The 17,385-nt window shown below is 49.2% G+C and carries 19 protein-coding genes and 3 tRNA genes; 7 read left to right on the forward strand and 15 right to left on the reverse strand.

The window, feature by feature from the left end:
• Positions 1-17 precede the first annotated feature (17 nt).
• A complete protein-coding gene (locus FOB24_RS15550) occupies positions 18-1,634 on the forward strand; it encodes a hypothetical protein (RefSeq protein WP_150345131.1) in 1,617 nt (538 codons plus the stop codon).
• Between the two features lie 41 nt (positions 1,635-1,675).
• The gene (locus tag FOB24_RS15555; protein ID WP_223851215.1) at positions 1,676-2,053 is read left to right on the forward strand and encodes a hypothetical protein; all 378 of its coding nucleotides are present in this window, start codon (positions 1,676-1,678) and stop codon (positions 2,051-2,053) included.
• A gap of 127 nt (positions 2,054-2,180) precedes the next feature.
• Here FOB24_RS15555 and FOB24_RS15560 read toward each other — a convergent pair.
• From FOB24_RS15560 to uvrY, 6 genes are all read right to left on the reverse strand, one after another.
• A tRNA-Leu gene (locus FOB24_RS15560) sits at positions 2,181-2,267 on the reverse strand.
• Positions 2,268-2,279: 12 nt separating this feature from the next.
• Positions 2,280-2,353, reverse strand: a tRNA-Cys gene (locus tag FOB24_RS15565).
• Positions 2,354-2,404: 51 nt separating this feature from the next.
• A tRNA-Gly gene (locus tag FOB24_RS15570) sits at positions 2,405-2,480 on the reverse strand.
• Between the two features lie 151 nt (positions 2,481-2,631).
• Positions 2,632-3,180, reverse strand: a complete 549-nt coding sequence (gene pgsA, locus FOB24_RS15575; protein ID WP_038641531.1) for a CDP-diacylglycerol--glycerol-3-phosphate 3-phosphatidyltransferase — start codon at positions 3,178-3,180, stop codon at positions 2,632-2,634.
• 55 nt (positions 3,181-3,235) lie between these two features.
• On the reverse strand, positions 3,236-5,068 hold the full coding sequence (gene uvrC / locus FOB24_RS15580; protein WP_150345133.1) for an excinuclease ABC subunit UvrC: 1,833 nt from the start codon (positions 5,066-5,068) through the stop codon (positions 3,236-3,238).
• A complete protein-coding gene (gene uvrY, locus FOB24_RS15585) occupies positions 5,065-5,721 on the reverse strand; it encodes a UvrY/SirA/GacA family response regulator transcription factor (protein WP_038641535.1) in 657 nt (218 codons plus the stop codon). Before uvrY ends, uvrC begins: the two co-directional genes overlap by 4 nt.
• Positions 5,722-6,113: 392 nt before the next feature.
• Here uvrY and FOB24_RS24720 point away from each other — a divergent pair, with 392 nt between their 5' ends.
• Positions 6,114-6,161 carry a hypothetical protein gene (locus tag FOB24_RS24720; RefSeq protein WP_419866966.1) on the forward strand — a complete coding sequence of 16 codons (48 nt, stop codon included), beginning with the start codon at positions 6,114-6,116 and terminating at the stop codon, positions 6,159-6,161.
• A gap of 19 nt (positions 6,162-6,180) precedes the next feature.
• On the forward strand, positions 6,181-6,405 hold the full coding sequence (locus tag FOB24_RS15590; protein WP_006684077.1) for a DUF2594 family protein: 225 nt from the start codon (positions 6,181-6,183) through the stop codon (positions 6,403-6,405).
• A gap of 66 nt (positions 6,406-6,471) precedes the next feature.
• Here FOB24_RS15590 and sdiA read toward each other — a convergent pair whose 3' ends face one another.
• The 9 genes from sdiA to FOB24_RS15635 all read right to left on the reverse strand — a co-directional run bounded on the left by sdiA (position 6,472) and on the right by FOB24_RS15635 (position 14,900).
• Positions 6,472-7,194 carry a transcriptional regulator SdiA gene (gene sdiA, locus FOB24_RS15595; RefSeq protein WP_038641538.1) on the reverse strand — a complete coding sequence of 241 codons (723 nt, stop codon included), beginning with the start codon at positions 7,192-7,194 and terminating at the stop codon, positions 6,472-6,474.
• 231 nt (positions 7,195-7,425) lie between these two features.
• Positions 7,426-8,178, reverse strand: a complete 753-nt coding sequence (gene tcyN, locus FOB24_RS15600) for an L-cystine ABC transporter ATP-binding protein TcyN (RefSeq protein ID WP_003030477.1) — start codon at positions 8,176-8,178, stop codon at positions 7,426-7,428.
• Complete coding sequence (tcyL, locus tag FOB24_RS15605) at positions 8,175-8,843, reverse strand: cystine ABC transporter permease (protein ID WP_006684074.1); 669 nt, start codon at positions 8,841-8,843, stop codon at positions 8,175-8,177. The genes tcyN and tcyL overlap by 4 nt, the downstream gene beginning before the upstream one ends.
• A 20-nt stretch (positions 8,844-8,863) precedes the next feature.
• Positions 8,864-9,850, reverse strand: a complete 987-nt coding sequence (dcyD, locus tag FOB24_RS15610; RefSeq protein WP_085048011.1) for a D-cysteine desulfhydrase — start codon at positions 9,848-9,850, stop codon at positions 8,864-8,866.
• Between the two features lie 107 nt (positions 9,851-9,957).
• Positions 9,958-10,758: a cystine ABC transporter substrate-binding protein gene (tcyJ, locus tag FOB24_RS15615; RefSeq protein WP_032939603.1), complete on the reverse strand. Its 801-nt coding sequence runs from the start codon at positions 10,756-10,758 to the stop codon at positions 9,958-9,960.
• Positions 10,759-10,858: 100 nt separating this feature from the next.
• Entirely contained in the window at positions 10,859-11,410 is a 552-nt protein-coding gene (fliZ, locus tag FOB24_RS15620) for a flagella biosynthesis regulatory protein FliZ (RefSeq protein WP_150345134.1), read from the reverse strand.
• A 56-nt stretch (positions 11,411-11,466) separates the two neighbouring features.
• Positions 11,467-12,186, reverse strand: coding sequence for an RNA polymerase sigma factor FliA (gene fliA, locus FOB24_RS15625; protein WP_038641545.1), 720 nt, complete (start codon positions 12,184-12,186; stop codon positions 11,467-11,469).
• A gap of 196 nt (positions 12,187-12,382) precedes the next feature.
• Complete coding sequence (fliB, locus tag FOB24_RS15630) at positions 12,383-13,585, reverse strand: flagellin lysine-N-methylase (protein WP_150345135.1); 1,203 nt, start codon at positions 13,583-13,585, stop codon at positions 12,383-12,385.
• A 79-nt stretch (positions 13,586-13,664) separates the two neighbouring features.
• A complete protein-coding gene (locus FOB24_RS15635; protein WP_150345136.1) occupies positions 13,665-14,900 on the reverse strand; it encodes a FliC/FljB family flagellin in 1,236 nt (411 codons plus the stop codon).
• Between the two features lie 255 nt (positions 14,901-15,155).
• On the opposite strand from FOB24_RS15635, the gene fliD reads away from it, so the two are divergent.
• Genes fliD through fliT form a run of 3 tightly spaced genes read left to right on the forward strand, consistent with a single transcriptional unit; the run spans position 15,156 to position 17,350 of the window.
• Positions 15,156-16,556, forward strand: coding sequence for a flagellar filament capping protein FliD (gene fliD / locus FOB24_RS15640; protein ID WP_150345137.1), 1,401 nt, complete (start codon positions 15,156-15,158; stop codon positions 16,554-16,556).
• Between the two features lie 15 nt (positions 16,557-16,571).
• The gene (fliS, locus tag FOB24_RS15645) at positions 16,572-16,979 is read left to right on the forward strand and encodes a flagellar export chaperone FliS (protein ID WP_150345138.1); all 408 of its coding nucleotides are present in this window, start codon (positions 16,572-16,574) and stop codon (positions 16,977-16,979) included.
• Positions 16,979-17,350 (forward strand): flagella biosynthesis regulatory protein FliT, encoded by a 372-nt coding sequence (fliT, locus tag FOB24_RS15650; protein WP_003030458.1) that lies wholly within the window; start codon positions 16,979-16,981, stop codon positions 17,348-17,350. Before fliS ends, fliT begins: the two co-directional genes overlap by 1 nt.
• Positions 17,351-17,385: the final 35 nt, after the last annotated feature.

The raw sequence follows: 17,385 nt of genomic DNA on the forward strand, positions 1-17,385 counted from the left end.
ACTATGCAGAGCCCATTATGATCAGAAAACTCAGAAACGACCAAAGAGATATTAATACTCCTGATGATGTCATCATTAAAATGGAGTCTCGCGCCCCTGACCAGGACCCTACTCTTGGAGTAGCCGTAGCTCAAAGTATTATAAAAGGTATCAGTACGAATAAGTTAGTCACGATCGGTGACTCCGTAACACAGGGATTTCAGAGCGGTGCCATTTTCAATACCCGACTTAGCTGGCCGAAAATTGTCGCATATGAAATAGGATGTGACTCCTCTTTTCGTTTTCCTCTTTATGACGGCTACGGCGGGTTACCACTAAATATTGAATATCTCTTGCGTGTATTGGAACAAAAATTCGGACCTGATATTAACGTGCTGGAACTTCCGCTAGCTCTTTTCGAAGCCCGTCACCTGATGGCTCAAATCGAAGATTACTGGGAAAGAGGCACAGGAGCAACAGTCCCCCCAACTTCCGGCATAATGCATAACCTTGCTGTATATGGTTGGGATCTGCGTGATGTACTGGACCGCACGACCCAAAACCTGCTAAAGGACAGGGTTATCCCTAAAGATAATGTCTTTTCGCAGGTTGTTGAAAATGCCAATATCAGAGCAGGACTAGGAGTTTATAGTTCTTTTTCATTAAACGACACAGTATTGGATGCGGCCAGAAAGCTTGGTGAACAAGGGGCATTACCCGGAACCGGAGGCAATGACAAAACCCCCGGAATTGAGACCCTTATAGTCTTTCTTGGGGCGAATAATGTTCTTGGAGCCGTCACTCATCTGAAGGTGGAATGGAGCAATAGCGGTTATGATCAACTAGGTAAAGCGAAAAACAGCTTTACGGCATGGCGTCCAACTCATTTTGAGAGTGAATATCAACTACTCGCGCAAAAACTGGATGAAATAAAAGCTCAGCATGTAATTTTAGTCAATGTACCGCATGTCACAATTGCTCCGATCGCACGCGGCGTTGAAGGAAAAGTAGAGAAAGGTTCTCGCTATTTTCCGTATTACACACGTCCATGGGTTAAAGACGATCAGTTTAATCCATCGAACGACCCTCACATCACCGCGAATGAAGCCAGGGCCCTTGATAGCGCAGTTGATCAGTATAACGACACCATTTCGGCAATAGTCAAGGAACGCCGAAAGCAAGGTAAAGATTGGTATGTTATGGATATAGCAGGCATGCTCGATCGTCTTGCTGCGCGACGTTATATCACAGACTTTTCCGCTCGCCCAGACTGGTGGACACCTTATGAATTACCTTACGCGTTAAAAACACTATACCCTGCAGTCACATCACATTTCTTCTCTTCTGGTCCGCAAGGACGGATTCAGGGCGGATTATTCTCACTTGATGGTATCCATCCCACAACCATTACCTATGGACTGATAGCGCAAGAAATCATAAATATCATGCAACTGGCGAAAGTTCCGTTTTATCACTCTGATGGCGTTACGTTGCGACAGGGTCCAGTACAGGTCAATTTCGACCGCTTGATCAAACTGGACACCTTAATTTCCCAGCCGCCGACTTCACTGGCAGGCGATCTCAAAATTTTGGGATGGCTGGATGAGGTTGCTGATATTTTCACTGGCTTCAATCCATTTCACAAACAATCATGAACACACTAAAGCTTCCCCCACCGCCGGGGGCTTCCCGAATAATGGTAAAAACCCCCATTTACGCTCGTGAGGAATGGGGTAATACACAGTTATTTGTCATAAAAGGAGAGACTTATTTTTTCAGAGCAACGGGGAAATGGCTCGATTTTTTTATCCTATGTAACCCCAACGGTTATGACCTTTGGTATCTCAAGATTGCCAAAAAAAATCTGCGTTGCAGACTACCAGGTGCTAACTGGTTTACCCTGATTGGAGCGATTGATGAAAGGGTGGACTCTCTGTTCGTGATTGGCGACGGGACCCGTCACACAAAAGGATGGACCGCACCATATTCAGGAAATCTCTGCGCATTCGCTAACGACATGCCAGGCATGTACTGGAATAATTTCTCATCCATCATGCTTGAGGTATGGCAATAGTCCGTCTGGGAGCATGATCAACATGTAGCGAAAGTTTATTGATTTACCAAGATCTCAGGCACAAAAAAACCACCCGTAGGTGGTTTCACGACACTGCTTATTGCTTTGATTATTCTATTCTTTCCCATGGTACCCGGAGTGGGACTTGAACCCACACAGCGCGAACGCCGAGGGATTTTAAATCCCTTGTGTCTACCGATTCCACCATCCGGGCTCGGGAAGAAATTGGAGGCGCGTTCCGGAGTCGAACCGGACTAGACGGATTTGCAATCCGCTACATAACCGCTTTGCTAACGCGCCGAAATCTTCTGGCTTTTCAGCCGACACCCGCTATTGCCGATGCCTTTAATTTGGAGCGGGAAACGAGACTCGAACTCGCGACCCCGACCTTGGCAAGGTCGTGCTCTACCAACTGAGCTATTCCCGCATCACCAAGTAACTTTGTTAATCACTTGATTTTGTTATCGTCTGGCAATCAGTGCTGCCGTTCGATGCGTTGCATTCTACTTACCTGACGCAATGAGTCAACGATATTTTTCACCACTGACGATCGTTTGCTGAAATTTGCGCCGAAACGATCACTGTTCAAGCAAATCTCCCCATGCAGCGCTCAAATACTGGAACATTGACCACAAAGTCAGTACCGCAGCGACGAAGAAAAGTGCGATCCCGGCATACTCTACCCAAATATTTGGACGCCACAGCAGCCACGCCAATGCGGCCATCTGCGAAGTGGTTTTCACTTTACCGATCCAGGACACTGCCACACTGCTGCGTTTACCCAGTTCTGCCATCCATTCACGTAGCGCAGAGATGATAATTTCACGCGCGATCATCGTGGCGGCAGGAAGCGTCACCCACCAGCTGTGATAGTGCTCCGTCACCAGCACCATCGCGATAGCAACCAGCACTTTATCGGCAACGGGGTCGAGGAAGGCGCCAAAACGCGTGCTTTGGTTCCAGCGACGCGCCAGATAGCCATCAAACCAGTCGGTGACCGCCGCAATACAGAAGATCAGCGCACAAACAAAGGGAGCCCAGGTGAATGGCAGATAAAACGCCAATACAAAGAATGGGATCAGGATGACGCGAAACAGCGTGAGCAACGTAGGGATATTAAATTGCATATGACGGATAACTATCTGTTGTCAGTGAAATTACCCCTATGTTGCTACAGAGGGCCTAATGTTTCAACGAGTAGAAGATCTTTTCTGCCAGAGCTTGCGAAATACCCGGCACTTTTGCAATTTCTTCAATACTTGCGTTACGAAGACCTTGCAAACCGCCCATATATTTCAACAACATCTGCCGACGCTTAGGCCCAACGCCTTCAATGGTCTCAAGCGTGCTGGTACTTTTCACCTTCGCGCGTTTTTTCCGGTGTCCGCTAATCGCATGATCGTGAGATTCATCGCGGATATGCTGTATCACATGCAATGCGGGCGAATCCGGCGGCAGGCTAAAGCCCTCTCCTTCCGGCTCAAAGAATAGCGTTTCCAGACCCGCTTTACGATCGGCCCCTTTCGCCACCCCCAGCAAAAGTGGGTGCTGTTTATCCCAGGGAACATCCAGCTCAGCAAAAACGGCTTTCGCCTGTCCCAACTGACCTTTACCGCCATCGATCAATATGACGTCCGGAACCTTACTTTCTTCTATCGCCTTACCGTAACGCCGACGCAGAACCTGATTCATCGCCGCATAATCGTCGCCCGGCGTAATGCCGGTGATGTTATAACGACGATACTCTGCGCGCAGTGGGCCATTGGCATCAAAAACCACGCAGGAGGCGACCGTCTGCTCGCCCATCGTATGGCTGATGTCAAAACATTCCATGCGTTTTACAGCGGGTAACTTCAATACCGATGCCAGCGCCGTCAGTCGCTGAGTAATGGTCGACTGCTGAGAAAGCCTGGTGGTTAACGCTACTGCCGCGTTGGTACGCGCCAGCTTCAGATAACGCGCACGATCTCCGCGCGGTTTCGTCTGAACATTAATCTTCCGCCCGGCCAGTTCAGACAATGAATCCGCCAGCAGAGTTTTATCGCTAAGATTAAAATCGAGCAGGATCTCGCCGGGTAAGGTACGCATCTGACTTCCCTGCAAATAAAACTGCCCGACAAAGGTTTCCACCACCTCGCCGAGTTCTGTTCCATTCGGTACTTTCGGGAAATAGCTGCGACTGCCCAACACTTTACCCTGACGAATGAACAGTACGTGCACACAAGCCATGCCAGCGTCAAACGTCACCCCGATAACGTCCAGATCATCCCCGGAATTCGAGACAAACTGTTTTTCGGTGACGCGACGTACAGCCTGAATTTGGTCACGAATACGCGCAGCCTCTTCAAATTCGAGATTTTGGCTGGCCTTTTCCATCCGGGCGATCAGTTGGGTTAATACCTGATCGTCTTTCCCGGACAAGAATAAACGGACGTACTCGACCTGCTGTGCATACTCTTCTTCACTCACCAGGCCCGCCACACAGGGACCGAGGCAACGGCCAATCTGATATTGCAGGCAAGGTCGCGAGCGATTGCGATACACGCTGTTTTCGCACTGGCGGATGGGAAAAATTTTCTGCAGCAGCGCCAGCGTTTCTCGTACGGCATAGCCGTTGGGGAACGGTCCAAAGTACTCGCCTTTGGCATGCTTGGCCCCACGATGCATCGCCAGGCGTGGATGAGTATCGCCGCTGAGGAAAATAAAAGGATACGATTTATCATCGCGCAGCAATACGTTATAGCGCGGCTGATACAGCTTGATGTAGTTGTGTTCAAGCAATAACGCTTCGGTTTCGGTGTGTGTCACCGTGACATCAATCTGCTGGATTTGCGCGACCAACGCTTCGGTCTTACGCGACGCGAGATTACTACGGAAGTAACTGGAAAGCCTTTTTTTCAGGTCTTTCGCTTTCCCGACATAGATAACCGTCCCGGCGGTATCATACATACGATAAACGCCGGGCTGACTGGTTACGCTCTTCAGGAACGCTTTGGCATCAAACTGATCGGTCACTGGCTTGTTAATGTCTCCGCATTACACAGGCCATGGCGAATTGCCAGGTGAGTCAACTCGACATCGCCGTGAATGTTTAATTTACTGAACATTCGATAGCGATAGCTGTTCACCGTTTTAGGACTAAGATTCAGTTGTTCTGAAATCTCATTGACCTTCTGACCTTTGGTGATCATCAGCATAATCTGCAACTCGCGTTCAGACAAACTGGCAAACGGGGTTTCCGTTTTCTCAGGTTCAATCTGGCTGAGCGCCATCTGCTGAGCGATATCGGAGGCAATATAACGTTGCCCGGAATAAACCGAACGAATGGCACTCACAACTTCCTGGGGGGCGGCTCCTTTGCTGAGATATCCTGCGGCACCTGCCTGCATGACCTTTGCAGGTAACGGGTTCTCGGTATGTACCGTCAGCATAATCACTTTAATGTCTGCCGTTGAACGCGCAATTTTGCGGGTTGCTTCGAGACCGCCAATACCGGGCATATTCATATCCATCAGCACAACGTCCACGGTATTTGAGCGGCACCATTTCACCGCATCTTCACCGCAGCACGCTTCGCCGACAACTTTTATGCCTTTTATATCTTCCAGAATGCGTCGTATCCCTGCGCGCACCAGTTCGTGGTCATCAACAAGAAAAACGTTGATCAAAGGAATATCTCCAGAATAGGGATAACGCTACCGATAGTTAATCGGTCCTATGTTAACGGGTTTTATCTCAACTTTGAAATGTAAAAAACGTCCGACTTTCGATTTTGCTCTCGTTTTTGGAAATTAGATTGTACGGCGGGTGGAAAATTTCAGGCCTCATAGCCTGCTGCCACGGTTATATCTGCATAGCTGTTTCAGAATAGTGACAAAAAATTCATATTCCTGCGCTGAATGCAAAACAGGCAGCCAAAGTTGTAACAACAATTAACGAGTAAAATACTCGAAATAAACAACAAGTGGAGAAAATATATGCACTGCAACATGTTGTTTATTTTAATGTCCATCCCTTTAGCTTGCACAAAAAACAACCACTGATATTTTTAGCCTCGCTTATGGTATACTCCGCCGCCTTAAGATCTGACATCGCACTTTTTCATTGAAACATAACGAGGAAAATAAATGAGTACGCCTGACTTTTCCACTGCTGAGAATAACCAGGAACTGGCCAATGAAGTCACCTGTCTGAAAGCCCTGTTAACACTGATGCTGCAGGCAATGGGTCAAGCCGATGCTGGACGCGTGATTCTTAAAATGGAAAAACAGATCGCGCTGATTGAAGATCAATCACAGGCTGCGGTATTTTCCAGCACTGTTAAGCAAATTAAACAGGCCTACCGCCAGTAACAAGAAACCGGCTGACAGCATTGCTATCAGCCGGTTTTGCGTCTGACACTCAGAACGATAATTTATTCAGATAAGCCCGGTCGCAGCGGCGTAACACGCTATCTGCGTTTTGTTTGGCGCATTGAATTTCTTTTGCATATTCTTCTGGTGAAAGTTAACGGTATTTTCAGAAATCGACAGTATTATCGCTATCTCCGAAGACGTTTTCCCCTCTGCGGTCCACTTCAATATTTCTTTTTCCCGCTTGCTAAAACGCATCTCTGGCACCATGACCATGTCATCTTCCAGTCGCGTCAGCACCGACAGGCTTTCCCGCACCAGAAGCTGCATTCTGAGCTCCACTTCATCATTCGCAAAACGACTATTTTGGACACTCGCTCGCGATACCGATAAAAATCCCAACGCCCGATTCGGCAACATTAAACATTGCGTCATCCCTTTGCGTAAACCGTGATTGCGTGCGGCGTCCCACAGGGGTTGCGCATCACGAAACAAGCTATCGTCCCAGGGTAAATGCCCCTGGCTGAAGTTTTCAGGCTTCAGCACCGGATCAATGGCGAAATAATTCTCGGACTGATAATGTGCCACCCACGCTTTGGGATAGGTCGTATGAAGTGACGTTTTAGGACGGGTAAAGGGTACGGGATGACGAACACAGAGAGCGTAGAAATCGAACTCTAAATGCTGCGTCTGTTGTTGTAACTCATTATAGACATCCTCTGCCGTCGCCATTTCCTGAAAGCGTAACAGCATGCTCCGTCGCCAGGTAAAGAAATCATGATCCTGCATACTAAGTGGTAATGCCCCTGCGATTGATAATCATCCAAACATATGAAACAAGCTAACACATAAATGTATTTTATATATGCAAATTATCGGACAAATGAAAAATTACTTGAGCGTGACTCAATCGCCAGAGTAAGCAATAGAATCAAGTATTAATAATAAAGCAATATTTATAAATAGTTATGCGCACAGCACTCACCATAAAACAATGCCGGTGAGTGCTGCTTGTACTATTTATTGCATGAGGAATTTTTCGAGAAACTGACGGGTTCGCGGCTGTTGCGGATGCGTAAATAAAGATTTAGCGGGTCCCTGCTCCACTATCCGTCCTTGATCCATAAATATCGCCCGGTCAGCCACATCACGCGCAAAGCTCATTTCATGCGTCACAATCACCATGGTGCGTTTTTCCTGCGCCAACTGGCGAATGGTATTAAGCACCTCGCCAACCAGTTCAGGGTCAAGCGCTGAGGTGGGTTCATCGAATAAAATAACCTCTGGTCGCATCGCCAGCGCCCGGGCAATCGCCACGCGCTGCTGCTGCCCACCGGACAGGCGGCGCGGATAGCTGGTTTCTTTTCCCGCCAGCCCGACTTTTGCCAGCAGTTCGCGCGCACGGGCTGTCGCTTCGGCTTTAGGTTCGCCTTTGACAATCACCGGACCTTCAATAATGTTTTCCAGCACCGTACGATGGGGAAACAAATTAAAGTTCTGGAACACAAAGCCTACGTGCTGGCGCAACTGGCGAATCAGTCCTTTCTGCTGAGTTAACGACCGCGCGGTATCAATGGTTATCTCACCCACTTTAATGGTGCCCGCCTCCGGTTGCTCCAGCAAATTAATGCTCCTCAGCAGCGTGGTTTTGCCCGAACCGCTCGGTCCGATAATCGCCACAACTTCACCGGGTTTGACGTCGAGATCGATCCCATGCAGCACCGTTTGCCCATGGAATTTTTTGACCAGGTTTCTGACTTCAATAGCACTCATTTCGGCTCTTTCTCCTGGCGGTTCAGTTGTTCTTCAAAATAGTTCTGCAGCGCAGAAAGCACTGTCGCCATTACCCAATAAATCAAGGAGGCCGCCAGATACATAGTGAACACTTCCAGCGTACGCGAGGTAATCAGCTGCGCCTGACGGAACAGTTCAGGAACCTGAATAGTCGCGGCCAGCGAAGTGTCCTTCACCAGGCTGATAAAGCTGTTGCTCAGCGGCGGCAGCGCAACGCGTGCCGCCTGCGGCAGGATCGCCCGGCGCATGGTCTGCCAGCGCGTCATGCCAATACTGGCCCCCGCCTCCCACTGCCCTTTGTCGATGGAAGAGATTGCCGCCCGCAGCGTTTCCGCCGCGTAGGCCGCCGTATTCAGCGACAAACCAATCATCGCCGCCGGGATGGGATCCAGCTCAATACCAAACTGCGGCAGACCGTAATAGATCATAAAAAGTTGGGCGATCAACGGCGTTCCGCGAAAGACAGAGATATAAAAGCGCGCCAGCCAACGTACAGGTAATAGCGGCGACAGGCGCATTAGCGCCAGGATAAACCCCAGCACGAGGCCAAAGAACATCCCGCCGATACTCAGTTGCAGCGTAAAAACCGCGCCTTTAAGCAGATACGGTAGGGAATCGATCACCAGTTGGATACTTTCTTGCATTACGTTTTTCTACCTGATTGTTACACGTGAGGATGGTAGGCAAACAATGCAGGCGCCCCACCGGTATGGATAAAGAGAATTGGCCCTTCATCTTTAAAGCGCTTCTGGCTGATGCCGTCAATCAGACCCGCCATCGCCTTGCCGGTATAGACCGGATCCAACAAGATGCCTTCCAGCCGCGCCAGCAGTTTTACTGCTTCCATGCCCTCTTCGTTTGGCGTACCGTAGCCCGGCGCATAATAATCATCCCATAGCAGGATATCCGCTGAGGCCGTCAGTTCCAGTTCACGGGCAATGTCCTGCTGTAGCGTAACAACTTTGGGCTTTTGATCGGCCACGCTGCGCGAGACGGTCACGCCAATCAGCTCAACGTGTGGCATCAGCTGTTCCAGCCCAACGGCCAGTCCGGCATGCGTACCCGCGCTGCCCGACGCCACGACCACGGAAGACAGCTCTACGGCCCCTTCACTCTGTTGCGCAATTTCCAGCGCGCTTTCCACATAGCCCAGCGCGCCCAGAGCATTGGAACCCCCAACCGGGATCACGTACGGACGGAACCCTTGCGCTTCAATCCGCGTCGCCAGTTCCTGAAGTTGCGCATTCGGATCGGTCAGCGCATCGCACATTTCAATCTGGGTATTAAACAGGTCCAACAGCAGACGGTTGCCGTTGCTGAGATAGTTTTCCGCCGTGGTGCCAATCGGGTTTTCCAGCAGCGCCACGCAGTGCAGGCCAAGTTTAGCCGCTACCGCCGCCGTCTGGCGCACATGGTTAGACTGGATAGCGCCCGCGGTTATCAACGTATCGGCCCCTTCACGCAGCGCATCCGCCGCCAGAAACTCCAGCTTACGCAGTTTATTGCCGCCCATGGCCATCGGCGTAACGTCATCGCGTTTGATGAAAATATCGCGCCCAAGATAGTCGGAGAAGCGTGGAAGATATTCGAGCGGTGTTGGTGCGCCAATAAATTCCAGACGTGGAAAGCGCGTTAAGTTATGCAGCGGCATACAGCCTCCGGTATTTGTTGTTGTGATGTTCTTTTTATTATGCACGTTCAGGCGCAATGAAATAAAAAAAGGCGCTGTTAAAGGCGCCTTTTTTCATCGGATGACGATTATTTCGTCACATCCGCTCCAAACCATTTTTCAGACAGCGCTTTCAGCGTACCGTCTTTTTGCATTTCGGCAATGGCGGCATCAACCGCTTTCAGCAGATCTTCATTGCCCTTGCGCAGCGCCACACCAGATTCCTGGCGGGAGAAAGCCTCACCGGTGACCGCCAGCGTATCTTTGGTTTTCTTCACCAGATCCAGCGCTGCCAGACGGTCAACCAGAATCGCGTCGATACGGCCTACACGCAGATCCTGATATTTGGTCGGGTCATCATCATAGGTACGAATATCCACGCCCTGCACGTTCTGGCGCAACCACTCTTCATAGTTGGTGCCCAGACCCACGCCGACTTTTTTACCTTTCAGATCGGCGGCGGTCTTGATAACGCCTTCATTGCCTTTCTTCACCAGCGCCTGGATACCAGAGACCGTATACGGGGTAGAGAAATCGTATTTTTTCTTCCGTTCGTCAGAGATGGTCACCTGGTTGATAACCACGTCAATGCGTTTGGAATCAAGCGAGGCCAGCATGCCGTCCCACTTGGTCGGCTTCAACGTGGCTTTCACCCCAAGGTGCTTTGCCAGTGCTTCGGCGAACTCCACTTCGAAACCCGTCAGCTTGCCGTCATCGCCCTGAAAACTAAACGGGGGATAGGTCCCTTCCAGGCCCACCAGCAGCGTACCGCGCTCTTTAACTTTATTTAACAGACCTTCATCTGCATAAGTCTTTACGCTCATTCCGGCGACAAGTGCAACAGCCATTACACCCATCAGAGCCTGACGTCCCAGAAGTGCTAATTTCATAGTTACCCCGAATATTGTCATTAGTGACTATCATTTATGACCGTAGTGTAGAGCGTTTGTCGTGATTCACAAACACCACTCCGTTACACCTTATTCGTTTTTAATATATATCAGAACTGGCTGTCCAGGAGGATTTCTGCATATGCCCCATATGCGTATGGGCTTTAAACTGCTCATACTTACGCAATGCGATGCGATAATTGTTGGTGCTGGTTTCCGGCAGCCACGGGGCAAGGTTTTCGTCGAGGAACCCTTCCTGCAGCAATTCGTGAGAGATATTTTGTTCAGTCAGATGATTGCCAAGGCGGCGCAGGCGGACAACGTATTCACGTACCGTGCCGTAGCTCATTTCGGTCTGCTCAAATAAAAATTGTTTAAATCCGATGATGTCAAAAAAGTCGCTCTGCTCTTTGCAATGCAAATCACCGCAAAAACGACACAGCGCCACCCACTCTTTTTTCTCCTGTTCCCACTCTGCTTCATCCAGCAACGTGTCCAGGCGGGCGATGGCGATTTTATTAACAATTTGTCCACGGCGAACCAGCGTGATCCTGTCGAGCAACTTCAGGCAATGGGCGCAATGCGTCTGGCTGTGTTTGAAATCTTTGAGGTAGCGGCTTAGAGGCCGTCTTTTTGATTGCTGCACCGTCATGAGAACTCCTGGTAGTCAATTCGTAATGCGGCATTGTTCAGGGGTAATGATTACCCCTATAGCTTACCCAGCTTGGTGCGTAGACGTTTGATGGCCTGGCTGTGCAACTGGCTGACCCGCGACTCCCCGACTTCCAGTACCGCGCCGATCTCTTTCAGATTCAGCTCTTCCTGGTAGTACAGCGTTAACACCAGCTTTTCGCGCTCCGGCAACGCCTCGATCGCCTCCATCACGCGCTGGCGGAGGTTACCCTCAAGTAACTGTTGTAACGGGTTTTCCTGCTGATGTTCTTCCGTCACCAGCTCAATACTATCGCCATGCTCTTCCCGCCACTCGTCGTAGGAGAAGAGTTGGCTGTTATTGGTATCAAGCAACATCTGACGATACTCTTGCACAGGAATAGCCAGACGCTCCGCCACTTCGGTTTCCGTCGCGTTACGCCCTAACTCCTGCTCCAGTTGTCCCATCGCCTGTGCCACTTCGCGAGCATTGCGCCGAACGCTACGCGGCACCCAATCCCGGCTACGTAGTTCGTCCAGCATCGCTCCACGAATACGCTGCACTGCGTAAGTGGTAAATGCCGTTCCTTGCAAAGCGTCATATCGGTCAACTGCATTCAATAACCCGATGCCGCCCGCTTGTAGCAGGTCATCCAGTTCTACGCTCGCCGGCAAACGCACCTGAAGGCGCAATGCTTCGTGACGCACCAACGGTACATAACGCTGCCACAGCGAGTGTTTATCCATTACACCTTCAGCGGTATACAGTGAATTCACGATAAACAGCCCTGCGTTAAATGAGTTATCGGCATGATTATCCGTTTCTGCAGGGGGTTCTATCGGGGGAATAAGGCTATAAAAGAAGGGTTATTTCACTTATGTAGCTGATGGCGTTATTTCGCATCAGAAATAATCAAACATAAATCAAATGGTTAGCTTGCGAGGGATGCGTTTTCACGCATCCCTGCTTAAATTATGTCAAGAGATGAATCATCGACAGGTCATCACCTGTGCGCACGGTCTCGATATGCTTTTGAAAGTTCTCATGTACGGTAGGGTTATGCTGACTTAACGAATGGAAGCTGTAGACGATATTGATGGCGTCCTCCTTCTCCAGGTATGTTCTTTCGTAGGCACTGGCAGCAATCAGCATTTTGATGAAATAGTATTCGACACTTATCATATATAATGTACGAAGCGGGTCTACGTTCTTTTGATTGGGAAAGTTGTTTTCCCAAATTTTATACAAAATGAAATTTTTAAGATCGAATCCAGCCTCATCCTGTTGTTCGTAAACCTTCTGCCATGTAGCCTCAAGTTTAGCAACCCCGTCACCCACAGAATGATTTTCTTCCAGGGTCAATGTTCTCAAAAGACACTGGATATAATAGTTAAGTACACCATTGGCGCGGCCTACCGGAAGACTGCGGAAATAATCCTGAAGCAAGAGCACTAAATTGACTTTAACATTGTTGTCAGCAGAAAATTTCGACAGTTCCTCTCGCATTTCACCTGACTGTATTTGAGTCATAATCGCGTGATAAATTTGCTCAACTTCAGCCAGCGCCACATTATCAATCTGATTAAACTTCTTAACGCATAAAGTAAGTTTAATCAGCGCATATAGCCCCACATCCACATCACGACCTGCCTGTTCCACCAGGCTCAGACAGAAAAGATTAAGTAGCTTTTGCTGTTGCGAAAAGACCGGTGCAGTAAAAGCATTAGGCACAATTTTACTGCTCTCATTCAGAACCATCGCATTGGGATCGGTCAGGACTAAACTGGCGACTTCCGGACACGACAGATTTAATGCTTTTCTTACATCGTTTTTGTAGATACGCTCACTACGCGGAAATGTTTTACATGTCGTGCTTAATGCTTCGACGCCAAGCGTTTTCTGGACCTGGCAAAGGCTGTCTTCGGTCAGATAAGGACAGTTCCCGCTATCTTCATTAAGTTTGATTAATCCCCAATTATCAACATTTTTCTTAAGGAGAATGATATTTTCCTTAGCGATCCCTCTGATACTATCATCTTTACTGGAAATATACTTTTTCACCGTTGACCTATCCAGAGTTATACGCCATGTTTTACAGCAATGATCGCGACATTGCGTTCCAGAGCATTGGAAGGCTTTAACAAAAGCCGGTTCAGTAACGGTAATTTCTTGCATTATTCAGACTCCAGTATAGAAAAAAGGCAGCTTTCGCTGCCTTTATTTTCTCTGACTACTAAGTAACCCAATCGATGGATTAACGCAGTAAAGAGAGGACGTTTTGCGTGGTCTGGTTAGCCTGCGCCAGTACAGAAGTACCCGCCTGCTGCAGGATCTGCGCACGAGACATGTTAGACACTTCGGTCGCGTAGTCGGAGTCTTCGATACGGCTACGGGCAGAAGACAGGTTGTTAACGGTGTTACCCAGGTTAGTTACTGCAGATTCAAAACGGTTCTGCACCGCACCCAGGGAGCTACGGAATTTATCAACATCAGACAGCGCATCATCGATTTTCTTCAGCGGGTCGAGGCTGATATCAGGGGTTACTGCAGCAGTTTGGGTTATTGCACCCGCACCATCAATCGTCGCACCTTTGTATGTACCATCAGCCTGTTTAACAGCGAATTTCGTTGCGCCTGCCTCTTTATAAGAGATCAGGCTTTGATTCGCAGCGGTAAGCGCTGTGGTATCAACTTTCACATCTTTACCGACGGTTGTGGCAGCTGTAGCACCTGTTGGGGTAACTTTAGCGCTAGCACTGTCAAATGATACCTTACCATTGGTATTGTCAAGCGTTGCCGCCCAGAAGTCAGTACCGTCTGTAACCAAGTATTTGCCTGCTGTATCTTTAACTAAAGACGTACCAGTTGTAATACCACCCGCTTTCTGATCGGTAATGTCAGCAGCTGCTGGCGTAACCTGGGTATTAATTTTGCTTCCGTTAGAAATGGTGGTTGCAATTTTAGTCACATCCAGATCGTTCAGCTTCAGGGTTTCGCTGTTGATTTTTTTCAGGTCAATAGTGATAGTTTCACCATCTTTTGCACCAACCTGAATGGTCAGTTGACTGTCCTGGTTCAGAACTTTTTTGCCGTTGAAGTCGGTCTGCTGAGAAACGCGGTTGATTTCTTCCAGACGCTGATTAATTTCGTCCTGGATAGAGGACAGGTCGGAGTCGGAGTTAGAGCCGTTCGCTGCCTGGACGGACAGTTCACGCACACGCTGCAGGTTGTTGTTGATTTCAGACAGCGCGCCTTCAGTGGTCTGTGCAACAGAGATACCGTCGTTAGCGTTACGGGAAGCCTGAGTCAGACCTTTGATGTTAGCGGTGAAACGGTTTGCAATCGCCTGACCAGCAGCATCGTCTTTCGCGCTGTTGATACGCAGACCAGAGGACAGACGCTCGATAGCAGAGCCCAGAGCGGACTGAGATTTGTTCAGGTTGTTTTGGGTCAACAGCGACAGGCTGTTTGTATTGATGACTTGTGCCATGATCTTTTCCTTATCAATTACAACTCGATGTTATTGGGCTGTTGCCCACGGTTTCTCACCGTAACCCATGTATCGGCACCTTAAATTCGAACTTTAGAAAATTTTTACTTTCCGCTCTCTTTTTTCTTAGCCCGTGAAATACCCTCTATATGCACCACTATTCCGCGCATTATTTTGACAAAACTATCATTAAACTTTGCGCGCAGATTGCCGATAACCCGCTTAACAATTGTTTGCAATCACAAGGAATCGGGCATGGCTTCATTTACATCATTAGGCGTAGGCTCAGGCTTACCACTGGACACGTTGCTAAACAACCTGACTATCGCTGAGAAAAAACGTTTAAATCCAATTACTCAGCAACAGACCGACAATACCGCCCGTCTGACGGCTTACGGTACGCTGAAGAGTGCGCTGGAAAAATTCCAGACGGCCAATACCGCGTTAAATAAACCGGAACTGTTCAGAAGCAGTAATGTGACCAGCAGTACTGAAGACCTGAAAGTGACCACCGAAGCCGGCGCGGCACCGGGTATTTATACCATCAGCGTCACGCAGCTGGCCCAGGCGCAGTCTCTGAGCACCTCATCGGTTGCTTCAAACAAAGAGGCGCTGGGTGATGGTTCTGCCACCCGTACAATTAAGATTGATCAGCCGGGTCGTAAAGAGCCGCTGGAGATTAAACTGTCGCAAGACAAAACCACGCTGGACGATATCAGTAAGGCGATTAACGATACCGATAGCGGAATCTCCGCCAGTATCGTGAAGGTGAAAGATGGCGAGTTCAAACTGGTGCTGACCGCAGCAGAAGGTATGGACAGCAAAATGACCATCTCTGTTGACGGCGACAGCAAGCTGAACGATATGCTGGCCTACGACAGTACAACCGGCACCGGAAAAATGACTGAGTTGGTTAAAGCGCAAAACTCCAAGCTCACGATGAACGGTATCGATATTGAACGTCAAAGCAACAAAGTCACCGATGCCCCGCAGGGCGTGACGCTGGAACTGACCAAAAAAGTCACCGACGCGCGTGTCACTGTCACGAAAAGCAATGAGAAAGCTACGGAAGCGATTAAAGGCTGGGTGGATGCCTATAACTCACTGATCGATACCTTTAATACGCTGACTAAATATAAAGCCGTAGACGCAGGTGCGGAAGGTCAGGACAAAGATAACGGCGCACTGGTGGGCGACAGCGTGGTACGTACCATTCAGACCGGTATTCGCGCGCAGTTTGCCAACTCTGGTAGCGAAGGTGCCTTTAAGACGCTGAATGAAATTGGCATCAAGCAGGATGGCAAAACCGGCAAGATGACCATCGATGACACCAAACTGAAAAAAGCGCTGGACGAAAACACCGCTTCGGTACGTGAGTTGTTGGCTGGCGACGGCAAAGAAACAGGGATCACCACCAAAATTGCCGCTGAAGTGAAAAGTTATCTGGCTGATGACGGCATTATCGATAATGCGCAAGACACCATTAACGCCACGCTGAAGAAACTGACCAAACAGTACCTGTCCGTCAGCGCCAGCATTGACGACATGGTTGCGCGCTATACGGCGCAGTTTACCCAGCTCGATAGCATGATGAGCAAACTGAATAACACCAGTACCTACCTGGGCCAACAATTTACAGCGATGAATAAATCCTGATAACACGAGGTAAGCATGTATACCGCGAGCGGTACCAAAGCCTATGCACAGGTCAGTGTGGAAAGCGCCGTAATGAGCGCCAGCCCGCATCAGCTGATCGAAATGTTGTTTGATGGCGTGAACAGCGCCCTGGTGCGCGCTCGCCTGTTTATGCAACAGGGTGATATCGTCGCCAAAGGCGAGGCGTTAAGTAAAGCCATTAATATTATCGACAATGGTCTGAAAGCAGGTCTGGATCAGGAAAATGGCGGTGAAATCGCCACCAACCTGTCTGCGCTGTATGACTATATGATTCGTCGTTTACTGCAAGCCAACTTGCGTAATGATTGTCAGGCTATTGAAGAAGTCGAAGGGTTGCTCGGCAACATTGCGGAAGCCTGGAAACAGATCTCACCGAAAGCGTCGTCCCAGGAGTCTCGTTAATGACCTCAGCCGTGGAGTTTATCAACCGTTGGCAGCGCATCGCGCTACTCAGTCACTCGCTGCTGGAACTGGCGCAGCGGGGTGAGTGGGACCTTTTACTGGAACAGGAAGTTACCTATCTGCAAAGTATTGAAGTGGTCATGGAAGAGCAAACTCCACCTGGCATTACACGAAGTATTCAGGACTTAGTGGCCGGGTATATTAAACAGACGCTGGATAACGAACAGTTACTCAAAACACTGTTACAACAGCGGCTGGATGAACTCAGCAATCTTATCGGTCAGTCGACACGCCAGAAGACGCTCAATAACGCCTATGGCCGTCTTTCCGGCATGCTGTTAGTACCCGACGCCCCCACCGCCCCGCAATAATTTTCTGTTAAATCTGAATAATCTTCCATACTCCA

The organism is Citrobacter werkmanii (assembly GCF_008693645.1).
Taxonomy (GTDB): Bacteria; Pseudomonadota; Gammaproteobacteria; order Enterobacterales; family Enterobacteriaceae; genus Citrobacter; species Citrobacter werkmanii.

Coding starts and splice junctions, on each gene's coding strand:
- FOB24_RS15550 (WP_150345131.1), top strand. CDS start 18: ATGATCAGAAAACTCAGAAACGACCAAAGAGATATTAATACTCCTGAT.
- FOB24_RS15555 (WP_223851215.1), top strand. CDS start 1,676: ATGGTAAAAACCCCCATTTACGCTCGTGAGGAATGGGGTAATACACAG.
- pgsA (WP_038641531.1), bottom strand. CDS start 3,180: ATGCAATTTAATATCCCTACGTTGCTCACGCTGTTTCGCGTCATCCTG.
- FOB24_RS15590 (WP_006684077.1), top strand. CDS start 6,181: ATGAGTACGCCTGACTTTTCCACTGCTGAGAATAACCAGGAACTGGCC.
- sdiA (WP_038641538.1), bottom strand. CDS start 7,194: ATGCAGGATCATGATTTCTTTACCTGGCGACGGAGCATGCTGTTACGC.
- tcyN (WP_003030477.1), bottom strand. CDS start 8,178: ATGAGTGCTATTGAAGTCAGAAACCTGGTCAAAAAATTCCATGGGCAA.
- tcyL (WP_006684074.1), bottom strand. CDS start 8,843: ATGCAAGAAAGTATCCAACTGGTGATCGATTCCCTACCGTATCTGCTT.
- dcyD (WP_085048011.1), bottom strand. CDS start 9,850: ATGCCGCTGCATAACTTAACGCGCTTTCCACGTCTGGAATTTATTGGC.
- tcyJ (WP_032939603.1), bottom strand. CDS start 10,758: ATGAAATTAGCACTTCTGGGACGTCAGGCTCTGATGGGTGTAATGGCT.
- fliZ (WP_150345134.1), bottom strand. CDS start 11,410: ATGACGGTGCAGCAATCAAAAAGACGGCCTCTAAGCCGCTACCTCAAA.
- fliB (WP_150345135.1), bottom strand. CDS start 13,585: ATGCAAGAAATTACCGTTACTGAACCGGCTTTTGTTAAAGCCTTCCAA.
- FOB24_RS15635 (WP_150345136.1), bottom strand. CDS start 14,900: ATGGCACAAGTCATCAATACAAACAGCCTGTCGCTGTTGACCCAAAAC.
- fliD (WP_150345137.1), top strand. CDS start 15,156: ATGGCTTCATTTACATCATTAGGCGTAGGCTCAGGCTTACCACTGGAC.
- fliS (WP_150345138.1), top strand. CDS start 16,572: ATGTATACCGCGAGCGGTACCAAAGCCTATGCACAGGTCAGTGTGGAA.
- fliT (WP_003030458.1), top strand. CDS start 16,979: ATGACCTCAGCCGTGGAGTTTATCAACCGTTGGCAGCGCATCGCGCTA.